8 protein-coding genes and 1 pseudogene are annotated in these 12,753 nt (G+C 42.2%); 6 read left to right on the top strand and 3 right to left on the bottom strand.

What is annotated here, in order from left to right:
* Positions 1 to 128: 128 nt before the first annotated feature.
* Positions 129 to 986 (bottom strand): annotated as a pseudogene (locus tag HC723_RS15190) (sodium/glutamate symporter); the annotation flags it as partial.
* Positions 987 to 1,745: 759 nt separating this feature from the next.
* Between HC723_RS15190 and HC723_RS15185 the strand changes: the two are divergent.
* A complete protein-coding gene (locus HC723_RS15185; protein ID WP_446751410.1) occupies positions 1,746 to 2,393 on the top strand; it encodes a YdcF family protein in 648 nt (215 codons plus the stop codon).
* A gap of 111 nt (positions 2,394 to 2,504) precedes the next feature.
* A complete protein-coding gene (gene dgcA, locus HC723_RS15180) occupies positions 2,505 to 3,521 on the top strand; it encodes an N-acetyl-D-Glu racemase DgcA (protein WP_342365761.1) in 1,017 nt (338 codons plus the stop codon).
* Between the two features lie 425 nt (positions 3,522 to 3,946).
* Here the strand turns inward: dgcA and HC723_RS15175 are convergent, their stop codons facing one another.
* Positions 3,947 to 5,422, bottom strand: a complete 1,476-nt coding sequence (locus HC723_RS15175) for a peptide MFS transporter (protein WP_153448296.1) — start codon at positions 5,420 to 5,422, stop codon at positions 3,947 to 3,949.
* A gap of 262 nt (positions 5,423 to 5,684) precedes the next feature.
* Between HC723_RS15175 and HC723_RS15170 the strand changes: the two genes are divergently transcribed.
* Positions 5,685 to 7,247, top strand: a complete 1,563-nt coding sequence (locus HC723_RS15170) for a coniferyl aldehyde dehydrogenase (RefSeq protein WP_190339673.1) — start codon at positions 5,685 to 5,687, stop codon at positions 7,245 to 7,247.
* Between the two features lie 168 nt (positions 7,248 to 7,415).
* On the opposite strand, the gene mpaA is transcribed toward HC723_RS15170, so the two are convergent.
* On the bottom strand, positions 7,416 to 8,129 hold the full coding sequence (gene mpaA, locus HC723_RS15165) for a murein tripeptide amidase MpaA (RefSeq protein WP_342365762.1): 714 nt from the start codon (positions 8,127 to 8,129) through the stop codon (positions 7,416 to 7,418).
* 209 nt (positions 8,130 to 8,338) lie between these two features.
* Here mpaA and HC723_RS15160 point away from each other — a divergent pair, with 209 nt between their 5' ends.
* The 3 genes from HC723_RS15160 to HC723_RS15150 all read left to right on the top strand — a co-directional run bounded on the left by HC723_RS15160 (position 8,339) and on the right by HC723_RS15150 (position 12,227).
* On the top strand, positions 8,339 to 9,955 hold the full coding sequence (locus tag HC723_RS15160; protein ID WP_190339671.1) for a peptide ABC transporter substrate-binding protein: 1,617 nt from the start codon (positions 8,339 to 8,341) through the stop codon (positions 9,953 to 9,955).
* A 362-nt stretch (positions 9,956 to 10,317) separates the two neighbouring features.
* Entirely contained in the window at positions 10,318 to 11,733 is a 1,416-nt protein-coding gene (locus HC723_RS15155) for an SLC13 family permease (protein WP_190339670.1), read from the top strand.
* A gap of 11 nt (positions 11,734 to 11,744) precedes the next feature.
* Positions 11,745 to 12,227, top strand: coding sequence for a response regulator (locus HC723_RS15150; RefSeq protein WP_190339669.1), 483 nt, complete (start codon positions 11,745 to 11,747; stop codon positions 12,225 to 12,227).
* The last annotated feature ends 526 nt before the right edge of the window (positions 12,228 to 12,753 follow it).

Raw genomic sequence — 12,753 nt, 5'->3', positions numbered from 1 at the left:
TGATCAAAAATGAACAACTAGATAATCCAAATGGATTATCTAGTTGGGAACAGTTTTACGGTCTCGTAGCGTAATTACGCCTGGAGATTAGTGCAATAGCCGCTTATTAAAACTTTGCGACAGAACCAAATATCGACGGTATCAGTATTGAGTTTATATTTACCTGAGACTTCAAAAATGTTGGTAATGATCACACCGATAAACAGGGCATAAACAAAGTCAGGAATTTTTAACCAGCTTATTTCAAAACTGCTGACCCATTTTTCAACGTAAATGGCGCCAACCACACAGACCAGCATAGTGAATAAAGTCTCGATCACGCGGCGAGCGGTGACTTTTTCTTCTTCACTGTCGTTATAGGTCACCACATCGGGGAAGCTTTCGTGGTGTTTATCGCCGTCACCATATTCAGATTTTAGATTATGTTTTTGAATGCGACGTTGCGCCACAGGGCCGCCAATAATACCGCCCACGATCAACCCAAAAGTTGCCGCCGCCATAGCAAACTCTAACGTGTTTAAGCCATACATAGATTGGAAAGTACTAGCCCAAGCCGCGCCCGTTCCGTGACCGCCAGAGAGGGTAATGGACCCTGCTACCAAGCCAAGTAATGGATTAAGCCCTAGCATAGTCGCAAGGCTGACACCCACCGCATTTTGGATAATGATATAAATGGATGCCACAGCTAAAAAGATAAAGACCTTTTTACCGCCCTTGACTAACTGGGTGTAGCTGGCCGATAAACCGACAGTGGTAAAAAACAATAGCATTAAGGTCTGTTGCAAAGGCAATTTAAACTCTAAAGTAATGTTATTAAAGTGCAAGATCGTGATGATGATTGCCACAATTAAGCCACCGACAATCGGTTCTGGCACTTTATATTTAGATAAAAATGATACTTTTGTATTAACAAAGTGCCCTAATAACAGGACAAATATTGCCAACAAAAAAGACTCTATTGAGCCAACAGGATAAACTGTATTCATATATCGCCTCTAAAAAACTCGATAAAAATTGACCGTTACTTTTAGCATAGACAGTGTTTGGAACACATGACTGATAAATGCGGCCTTTCCGTGGCGGGCGATGTGATGGGTATTAAATAAACGTTAAAACCGATCAAAAATGTTAGCTAAAAGAAACGATGGTATGCGATATCAACTGCAAATTTTGATATCGGTTGGATTATTGACATTAACTTTTCAATTTCATGACGTATTGGCAGTTTCAATGGATATTATGCCGAGCCTGTACGAAATTTAACCGTTAATTTTTGGAGCTCATATGCCTGTTCTTTATTGTGACTCATGCCGTCGTGACACCCAACACAAAGAAGTGTTGTGTAGACTACCTAAGGACAATATTGATATTTCATTAAAAGCGAAGCTGCAGCAGTTTAGCAAATTGATGAGCCAGTTAATGAACGGGGTACATTACCACAAAATGGGCCCAGTTTGTTTATGTCGTAACTGTAATCAAAAAAATAATTGGCAGGCTGAGTCGTTATCACACTAATCTAGTTGGTTTTTTACTCAAATGGCTGCCATTTCATTCATGGTGGCTTTTGTCATTGTGCACTTATTTCAATATTATGTCTTTTTCCTACCTCTTCTTTATTCTGTCATTAACACTTGCCTTAAACTCAAGTAAAGTAGTTTGATCTATTCTCATTTTCTACTGTTAGATTTTTAGGGTAATGAGTGTTTAATTATTTGGCGCTTGCATGTTGTAAGCCGATGGAGTGGGTGATGTCTGGTTATTACAATCAAGTGTTAGCGGTTTGGAATTATTTACAGCTCAAGCAAGATATACAACCGAGTGATGCAATATTGTTGCTGGGCAGCTCCGATTTGAGAGTGGGTGAACGAGTGGCAGAATTGTATCATCAAGGGATCGCGCCACGGGTGATCATCTCTGGTGGATTAGGGCGAATGACCGATGATTTATTTCCGCAATCAGAGGCTGAAATGTTTGCCAAAGTGGTGATGGATTGCGGAGTGCCGTGTGAGGCGATTTTATTGGAATCCCAATCGACCAATACCGGTGAGAATCTCATTTTTACTGAGCAGCTTATAGTCGAGCAAGGCATTAAGCTAAATAGCGTTACTTTAGTACAAAAACCGTATATGGAACGCCGTGCACTAGCGTGTTGCGAACAACTGTGGCCTCAAGTGAACGCGCAAGTTACCTCCCCACAATTCCCCAACTTTATTGATTATTGCAATACGTTGCATCCCTCTTGTGATGTGATTAATTTGATGGTGGGTGAATTGCAACGCATTGAGCTTTATCCTAATCAGGGATTTTTTAAACCTCAGCCTTGGCCAGAAAACATGACCCAAATCATGCAGTCTTTAATCGCCATTGGGTATGATGAGCATCTTATCGCTTAAAATACCTGTTACACCCCGTATTACTTGACGTTGCCGCTTGGTTGGCTCGTGAATGCGATCGTATTGATCTCATGGTAACTTCAATGACTTTGGCTATCGGAGGGCCGCTCAGTGTCAAAACAATTCAAATTTACCATTAATCATCACTTGGTTAATAAGTTATCGGTCAATCAATATTCTTTGCCAATCAATGGCTCCTTTACTATTTCTCGAGGCTCTAAAACCCATGCTGATGTGGTGGTGGTCACGCTTGAGCCGGCCAATGGTGCAGTTGGTTATGGTGAAAGTGTTCCTTACGCCCGTTATGGTGAATCGATTGAACAGGTGATGGCCGATTTAGCGGCGCTTGATATTGATGCGATACAATTGACCCCTGAGCGTATTGCCACCTTGTTACCAGCTGGTGCGGCGCGTAATGCACTTGATTGTGCGTGGTGGGATTTACACTGTAAACAGAATAAGCAAAACATCTGGCAATTGCTGGAGCTCTCGCCTTGCGTGCAGACCACCGCTTTCACTTTATCACTGGATAGCGCCGAAAAAATGGGGCAAGCGGCGTATCAAAATCGTCATCGTCCGTTATTGAAATTAAAGTTAGCGGGAGAAGGCGATATTGAGCGTGTGGCGGCAGTTCGTAAAAATGCACCAGATAGCCAGTTGATTGTGGATGCCAATGAAGGGTGGAATGTTGAGATCTATCAACGCATGATCCCGCAATTGGTTGAATTAAATGTGTTGATGATTGAGCAACCTTTCCCTGCTGATAAAGATGAGTGGTTGGATGGCTTACCTCGTCCAATTACGATTTGCGCTGATGAATCTTGTCATGATGCAGCCAGTTTAGCTAAGTTGGTAGGGCGATTTGATATGATCAATATTAAGTTGGATAAAACTGGCGGTTTGACCGAAGCATTAAAACTGAAACAAGCGGCGATTGAACAAGGTCTAAAAATTTTGGTTGGCTGCATGGTTGGCAGCTCTCTAGGGATGGCACCTGCCTTTGTAGTGGCGCAAGGCGCAGATATTGTCGATTTAGACGGCCCATTACTATTGGCGCAAGATTGCGATCATGGCTTTGAGTTTGAAGGCTCAAGCATGCAGGTGATGAGCGAAGATCTTTGGGGTTAACACCAATCAAAATAATACCCATGCGATAAATTTAATGAGCGTTCACAAACGCCAAGAATTACTAAAAGTGGCTTAGAGGTCCTACAGGATTACTTGACCATTACAGACGGATCAGCGTCTTTTCGGCGTATTCAAATTGATCAAATATCAAATGGAATTGGTATATACCCAAAGTAATTGAAGTTGCAGTGAGGCAGCAAGTAAACGAAGCCCCATGAGCTTAGCTTGCCTAAGTGATTGGGGTGAGTTAGCGCAGCCAACAAAGCTGCAGCTTCAAGTAAGACGGGTATAAGTAAGTTAATCTACCGAGACAAGTATTAAAAAGGGTCGCACTGCTTATTATTAAGTAGTGCGACCCTTTTGTTTTTCTATGTCTATTTACGCGCCGTTTATTTACGCGACAGGCTTTTTATATTACCGGTTTCTTAGACCGCAGGCTTTGCTTCTAATTTTTCTGCGCAAGCATCGGCTTTGTTAAGCATCTTACGAATAACGTACGAGCCAATCAGAGCAATCACTGCCATCACTAACGCTAAGATGGTAAGCAATTTAAAGTAATCGCCATAAACCGTTTGAACGATGGCTTGGGTGATCACTTGGCCTTTTTCCATCGCAATGCTGGTGGAGAATACTGCACCCACAATGCCACTTAATGCTTGAGCAATGTAGAACAAGCTTACAGAAAAGTTCTCGATGTATTTTGGGGTAACGGATAAAACAAACGCCACCACAAAGCTACCGACAATCACTTCACCAATTGACATAAAACCGTACACAGCCAAGAACACTTCTGGGCGGATAATTGCATCCTGACCAACACCAGTAACAGCAACGGTTAAGATACCAAATGAAATAGCCACGAGAACAAATGAAATCGCCACCTTGGTTGCGGTGGAAATCGTTACGCCGCGTTTTTCTAAAGTCGAGAAAATCCAAGTAATGATTGGACCACCGACGATACACCATAGTGGGTTCATCGCCATGGCCGCTTCTGGTGCAATCGGAATAAATCCAAATAAGTCACCGCGCATTGTATTTAAACTCACCATGGTCATGGATGTCATCATTTGACCGTAGTATACAAAGAAGAAAGTGGTAAGCATGGTCATAATAAGCATGGTACCAATGCGTAAACCTTCGGATTTGTTACTGCGGAAAATCAAGAATACCAAGTATGAAAGAGCACTGATACCAATCACGTAAACGATATTTTGACCGATATCCATGTTCGAGAACATAAAGAATACCAAGCCAATCATTGCCGCAGAAATCACTAAGAACAAGACTAAGTTTTTAGGGCTAACTTTATTTTTATCGATCTCGCTGCTGACATTCGATAAAGGTTTATTTAGTACCAATAAGGTAATGAAAGCGATAGACGCTAACGCCGCCGATAACCCGAAACTGCCGTTAAAGCCAATCGATAATACAAACAGTGGGAATAAATACTGACCTAAAAAAGCACCGATATTATTGACTGAGTAGTTGAGTGGGTAACAGTTTTCAAAATCAGTATCAGTTTTGAAGGTACGTTTGTATAAGCTTGGGTAAGACGGTGCCATCATACCGCGACCGTAACTGGCCAGTGCGATCCCGACTAAACTCATAGGTACATTGGTAGAAGATGCCCCTAGTACCAATAGAACGTAACCGATACTAAACGCACCATAAGAAATGGTGAGTGAGCGGTACGAGCCAAGCAATTTATCGGCAATGAAGCCACCTGCGATCGCAAATAATGGACCAATAGAGGAAAAAGCCCCTACGATCATCATGGTCTCTGCTTCGCTATAATGGAGCTTTTCTAAGAAAAAACGGGTGAGAATGACCATCACCCCATAAAATGACAAGCCGAACATAGCTTGGCAGAACATCATTGATTTGTTTAGTTTATTCCACATAATCGCCTACTTATTTAGTAATAGCTTAGTTTAATATGTCGCGCATATTATCACTGTTAGGCGAAAATAAAAAAACAATATAAGTCTCATTTTTATAATGTAAGAATTTAATTCCAAAAATAAATCGTAGCAAGTTGTTAACCTATGGATGACGTTGATCTCATTGGGTATCAGTATAGTTGCAGCAATGTTGAATGTGACTTAATGTTGACCAAGTAATGAAAATAACAAATGACTCAATAATTGAAGGTAAGGATCGAATATGAACGGAATAACGTCTGTGAATGCTAAAGAGGTGGCATCAAGTGATGTTTTATCTGCTCAATCTAAAGTCACTGAGCCTGCATTCGTTGCTTCGTCCTCATCGGATCTCGATCTCAGTGATTCATTATCGGCACTATTGCAAAAAATGCAGGAAAGTTTTACCAAACATCCGTCACCAAGTCTTGATGAGCGCAAACAAAAGCTGCTCAAACTCAAGCAGTCATTGATCACGCATCAAAAGTCATTAGTACAAGCATTGAGTGAAGATTTTGGCTATCGCTCTGAATTTGACTCCACCATGGCCGATATTATGCCGACCGTGGCGCAAATTAATTACACTCTCAAACGTTTAAATAAGTGGGCAAAACCCAGTCGTCGTCATGCCGGTTTAATGTTTGCGCCATCGAAAGTCTCGGTTCAATATCAACCGCTGGGTGTAGTGGGGATCATTTCACCTTGGAATTTCCCGGTGATCTTAAGTCTCGCGCCATTAGTGACGGCGTTGGCGGCGGGCAATAAAGTGATGATGAAGCTGAGTGAATTCACCCCAAAGACCAATCAAGTGATCCGAACGATTGTGGCGGTGATTTCAAAAGACGTTGAAGTGGTTGAAGGTGAAGCACAGGTGGCGCAAGCATTCAGTCAGTTGCGGTTTGATCATTTGTTATTTACCGGTTCAACTTCGGTGGGGCGCGCGGTAGCAAAAGTTGCAGCGCAAAACTTAACCCCAGTGACATTAGAGCTTGGAGGAAAATCTCCGGTGATCGTGGCGGATGATGTGTGCGCCACCGATGCGGGCTTGATTAAAGCGATCGATGCAATTTTATTTGGTAAATGCCTTAACGCTGGGCAAATCTGTGTCTCCCCTGATTATGCTTTTGTGCCACAAGCCAAAGTGGATAAATTCGTACAGCTATTTTTAGCGCGATTTGAAAAGCATTATCCAGCTGGGAAAAAAGGCCGCGATTTTACCCATATCATTAATCAACGTCAGTATGAGCGTTTGCAGTCTTATTTACGTGATGCGCAAGAAAAAGGCGGTTGTATTCATGCCGTTAAAACCGAGACGAAGGCAGAGGCGAACACTAAATTGAGCAAACCATCGAGTGAGCGTGATGTAACTCGTCGTCTGTTACCCCACTTAATTACCGATGTGAATGATGACATGCTGATCATGCAACAAGAAATCTTTGGCCCGATTTTGCCAATCAAACCGTATAAATACTTGCATGAAGCGATCGATTATATCAATCATGGCGAGCGACCGTTGGCGCTATATTTAATGAGCAATGATAAAAACACCACCAAAACAGTATTACGCAATACGCACAGTGGTGGGGTTGGTATTAATGATACTGTGCTGCATGTGGGAGCTGAAGATGCGCCATTTGGTGGCATTGGAGAGTCCGGAATTGGGCATTATCATGGGGTCGAAGGTTTCAAAACCTTTAGTCACGCCAAAACCGTGTTTAATACTCCAACTTGGCTACCAAGGATCAGTTTTTTGATGAAGCATAAAAAGTTTGCTGTGCGCACCTTTAAGCGATGGTTTATTCGCTAAATCCAATATTTGATGAGTGATCTATGGGGGGAACCTATACCCGTCTTACTTGAAGCTGCAGATTTGTTGGCTGCGCTACTCACCCCAATCACTTAGGCAAGCTAAGCTCATGGGGCTTCGTTTACTTGCCGCCTCACTGCAACTTCAATTACTTTGGGTATAAGCCAGTTAATCGGTATTTGCTTTGCCAGTTAATAAATCGACCAACATTGCTTGGTATTCCTGACTGGCAAAATCACTGGAAACTGCCGGTAATTCAACTGTGACACATAATAGATCGCGCTCAGCGCACCAACTGCCAAAAGAACCTGGGGTTTCATAACCAACATCGCCCACTAAGGGAGCTTGCATTTGATTGGCAAACCATTGGCCTAAGTCTGAATTCGCGGGATCGTCAATACATGCCAAAGGTTCGTGTAAAGACACCACCCAAGCGGGCTCTAATTCATCAATCAGTTGGCATAAAGCTTGAGTTTCTGGCTCTGAGTTTCCAGTCTTTCCTGTACCAATCAATACATCACGTTCAGGTTCATGGGTGCTCCAACGATAGACGGTGCCACCTTGTAGCCAATTGTTGCAGGCAAAATTACGATTGAGGTCGACCCCATTGGCATTGGCGCGAGTGCCCAATTGATTGCCATCAGGATTCACTGACAAGATCACATGATGATGTAAATACTGAGCTTGAATGGAGCGCAGCGCACAAGACAGGCTGGTGATCGAGGCGGTTTCATCACCATGGGTTCCGGCGATAATTAATCCCGAATCGGCATTGTGTACTTGAGCGGGAAAATACAACAAAGCGGCGCCTAAAACCGATTGACCATAAATTTCGGGTTTGAGTTCAAATTGTCCACGTTGTTGGCGCGAGCGAAGCGTTATAGTCATGCGATCATCCTAATCGTTATACCCGTGTTACTTGAAGTCGCAATTTTAATGACTTTGGGTAATGTTGGTGATATTTGAGTATTACCTATTCAAAGTCACAGTTAAAGCGACTGACGCAATAAATTGACAAGAAATATGAGATGTAGTGCTAAGCTAACAATATTATCAATGATCTGTATTTATTCACTACTCAAGGAAGAATCATGTCTAAATTTGCTTTTTCGCTGGTGGCGTTATCTCTTAGCTCTGCGCTTTGTTTGCCTGTTTATGCCGCCCATGTGCCTGCTGGTACCGTATTAGCCAAACAACAAGAATTGGTGCGTGGTAATGATGCCGAAGCGCCCACGCTCAATCCTTTAAAAGCGGAAGGCATTCCCGAGATGCATATTCTGCGCGATCTGTTTGAAGGGTTAGTGATCCAAGATAAAGACGGCAGTGTGGTACCCGGTGTGGCGCAAAGTTGGGAAACCAAAGATAACCAGACTTACACCTTCCATCTGCGTCATGATGCGAAATGGTCAAATGGCGATCCGGTAACGGCGCAAGATTTTGTTTATAGTTTTCATACCGCGGTCGATCCGAAATTTGCTTCCCCGAATGCTTGGTATTTAAAACTCACCGGCATTAAAAATGCGGAAGCGATCATTGATAGCGATAAGCCAATCGCCGATCTGGGGGTAAAGGCGCTGGATAAATACACACTACAGTTTGAGCTCGATAAACCCGTGCCGTATTTTGTTGCCATGACCGCGCATACCGTGATGATGCCGATCAATCAAAAAACGGTTGAAAAATATGGTGATAATTGGACCAAGCCTGAAAATATGGTATCCAATGGCGCGTATAAACTGTCGAAATGGGTGATCAACGAACGCTTAGAAATGGTGCGTAATAGCCATTATTGGGATGATAAAGATACCGTTATTAATAAAGTGACTTACATTCCATTTGAAAGCCAAACTTCGGCCATGAATCGTTATTTAACCGGTGAAGTGGATATTACTTCTGATGTACCAGTGGCCATGGTGGATAAGCTTAAAAAAGATCATCCTAATGCTTATAAAATCACGCCTTTGTTATGTACTTATTATTACGCCATGAACACCAAGCGTAAGCCATTTGATGATGTGCGAGTGCGTAAAGCGATTTCTTATACCATTATGCGTGATGTGATCGCCAATGGTGTGACCAAAGGCAATGTGCCTGCCTATACGTTTGCCCACCAAGATGTGGCGAACTTTAAAGCAAGCCAACCAGAATACAGTACTTGGACCCAACAAAAACGCGATCAAGAAGCGGCAAAATTATTAAAACAAGCCGGTTATGATAAATCTAACCCGTTGAAAGCCTCTTTACTTTATAACACCAGTGAAAACCATAAAGCGATTGCGGTGGCAATTGCCTCGATGTTGAAACGAAATTTAGGCATGGAAGTGACACTGGATAACCAAGAATGGAAATCCTATTTAGCCGCGCGTCAACAGCGTGACTTTGACATTATGCGCGCCTCTTGGTGTGGCGATTACAATGAAGCGTCGACTTTCTTGAGCTTATTGACTTCAGATAACGACAAAAACTTCCCATCTTACGCCAACCCTAATTACGATAAAGTGCTAGAACAAGCGCAAAGTGCCGTGGATATTAAAGCGCGTAATCAATACTACGATCAAGCGGAACAAATGCTGGCGCAAGATATGCCTATCGCGCCGATTTATTACTTTATGCAATCGCGTTTAGTGAATCCTAAGTTAGGTGGTTACCCAATGCATAATGCCGAGGGGCGGATATACTCCAAGGATCTCTATTTCAAAGCGAAATAACCGTCATAATTGGAGCTGTAGTTTTGTTGGCTACGTTCGTTCATTCACCCCAATCACTTAGGCCAGCTTTTAGTTTATAAAAATAGGTTCATGGGGCTGAATGATCTTGCCGCCTCACTACAACTGCAATTATTTAGGTTATAAATTAGTCTATTTGAATAAATAATATGTCGTGATTGATGAGAGCAAGCGATCGTCATTATTACTTACACAGCCGTGTGGTGGTAATGGCGATTTTTTTGATCTTAACCACAAAGTAAACATATCCTTAAATATAGTAAGTCTTTTGTTGATCTCACGCTTCTAGTATAGAAATAAGAGCCTTGATAATAGTCATCAAATGATTATTTCAAGGTAATACAATGCACAAGTATTTAAAGTTCATACTCCCTATTGCCATCCCATTACTGATCTTATGCTTGCCATTATCAGCGTTTCCTTTCGACGGTATGACCATAGTGCAGCAGCGTGTTGCCGCTATTTTTGTGTTTGCTACCTTAAGTTGGATCTTAGAGCCAATCCCTATCTATGCCACTTCTGTCGCGATCATTACCTTGGAGTTATTCCTGGTCTCCGATAAAGCGATTATTTTTTTTCGTGGCGCGGAAGGTAGCCCGCAATATGGCGCGGTGATGAGTCATATCGATATTATGGCGACCTTTGCCAGTCCAATCATTATTCTATTTTTAGGTGGATTCTTTCTTGCCATTGCTGCGACTAAATATCGTTTGGATGTCAATTTAGCGCGAGTATTACTCAAACCGTTTGGGCAAAATCCACGTTATGTGATGCTTGGTCTTATGCTGATCACGGGCATGTTCTCAATGTTTATGTCCAACACTGCCACTACTGCAATGATGCTTTCAATCTTAGCGCCGGTGATTGCGATATTTAGGCCCAATGATCCTGGTCGAATTGCATTTGCTTTATGCATTCCATTGGCGGCAAACATTGGTGGGATCGGCACCCCAATTGGTACGCCGCCCAATGCGATTGCACTAAAATACTTACATGGCGCGAATACGATTGGCTTTGGAGAGTGGATGGCATTTGGTGTGCCGTTTGTGATCATTATGATGGCGCTGGCTTGGGTGCTGATCAATAAACTGTTTCCGGCTAAGCAACAGAAAATCGAATTAGATATTCAAGGCGAATTTTTAAAAACACCGAAAGCGATATTGGTTTACGTTACCTTTATCAGCACAATTTTATTGTGGTTGATGGGTTCATCGCATGGCATGAATTCGTATACCGTGGCGATGATCCCCGTAATGGTGTTTTTAATGACAGGCATTATTACTAAAGATGATTTGAAGAAAATTTCATGGGATGTGTTGTGGCTGGTTTCTGGCGGTATTGCGCTAGGGCTCGCATTGGATAAAAGCGGCTTGGCAGAATTGATGGTATACAGTATTCCGTTTGATTCATTCTCGCCGTATGTGGTTTTAATCGGTGCGGCATTCTTGAGCTTAACTATGGCAAACTTTATGTCGAACACCGCCACCGCCAATTTATTAATGCCAATTATGGCCGCGTTAGGGGTGTCGATGAGCTCATTAGTACCATTAGGCGGTGAGGTGACATTATTACTGGTCGTTACTTTTGCCGCATCACTTGGCATGGCGCTACCAATTAGTACCCCGCCCAATGCTTTGGCTCATGCGACCGGTCATATTCAAACCAAAGAAATGGCGACGGTGGGAATTATCATCGGGGTATCCGGTGTGTTATTAAGTTTTGTTATGGTGTGGATATTAAATTTATTGAGTGTTATTTAAAGGATTGAGTTATGGATAAATTACATATCATGTGCGTGGATGAGAATGTCGAGATCACATTTAAGCTATTACACGACTTGGCGCCGTTGTCTGATCTGGTGACCGTTCATCAATATAATTCGGCCGACAAAGCATTAAGTGGCATCAAAGAGCTGGATAAACATGGTGAATTTGTTGCTGTAGTGGTTTCAAATATCATTACCTGTAGCGAGAGTGGAGCGCCATTATTAGAGGTAATAGCAGACGATCCCGATTTTAGGTTTACCAAACGAGTATTGATCACCGACAACCCAAGTAAAGATGTACTAAGCCATGCCATTAACGTAGCGCACATTAGCCGTTTTTATGAGTTTGATTGGGATGCTGAGGTTTTATTACAGCAAGCGCGCTCACTCGTGACTAAATATGTTTTTGCTAAAGGGCTTGATTACCATAAATACCAAGCATTATTAGATTATGAAACCATATTAAAGCGCATGCGTCGCAATGGTTAAAATAAACCAAGGGTTAATACTGACGCCATTTGCATAAGAAAGCCTATTAAGTAAACGATTTTCACTTGTTGCGCCTAAAATTTAAACGGTTGAACTGGTTTTTGAAAAATAAGCAAATAAATACTTGCCAACAGTTAATCCTGGTCTATAATGCGCACCTCTTCAAAGGAAAGCCAATACGGTGACCGAGTTATCCAAGTCGATAGCAACGAAGAATGCTCTTTAACAATTTAAACCTATCAATCTGTGTGGGCACTCGTTGATGATAATCAATAAGCTTTCTTAGAAAGCAAAAATGATTTCAATGAACTGAGTGACCAAATTGAACAATTTATTGTTCGGCACAGTCAATTCATTACCATTCTGTTGGAATGGTAATAGCTTTAAAATTACACTTTGTCTTCGGATAAAGATTAGTTTTGAAGTCAGTATTCGTTGAGTCACTCCCTTTTAATTAAGGGAATCAAAATCTTAAATTGAAGAGTTTGATCATGGCTCAGATTGAACGCTGGCGGCAGGCCTAACA

Source organism: Vibrio sp. S11_S32 (assembly GCF_014694465.1).
In the GTDB taxonomy this organism is placed as follows: domain Bacteria; phylum Pseudomonadota; class Gammaproteobacteria; order Enterobacterales; family Vibrionaceae; genus Vibrio; species Vibrio algicola.
The sequence above is the reverse complement of the archived record's forward strand: the minus strand, read 5'-3'. Positions and strand labels throughout refer to the sequence as shown.

What these genes read in the sequence shown, in the direction of transcription:
- HC723_RS15150 (WP_190339669.1), top strand. Translation starts at nt 11,745, where the DNA reads ATGGATAAATTACATATCATGTGCGTGGATGAGAATGTCGAGATCACA.
- HC723_RS15170 (WP_190339673.1), top strand. Translation starts at nt 5,685, where the DNA reads ATGAACGGAATAACGTCTGTGAATGCTAAAGAGGTGGCATCAAGTGAT.
- HC723_RS15160 (WP_190339671.1), top strand. Translation starts at nt 8,339, where the DNA reads ATGTCTAAATTTGCTTTTTCGCTGGTGGCGTTATCTCTTAGCTCTGCG.
- HC723_RS15175 (WP_153448296.1), bottom strand. Translation starts at nt 5,422, where the DNA reads ATGTGGAATAAACTAAACAAATCAATGATGTTCTGCCAAGCTATGTTC.
- HC723_RS15155 (WP_190339670.1), top strand. Translation starts at nt 10,318, where the DNA reads ATGCACAAGTATTTAAAGTTCATACTCCCTATTGCCATCCCATTACTG.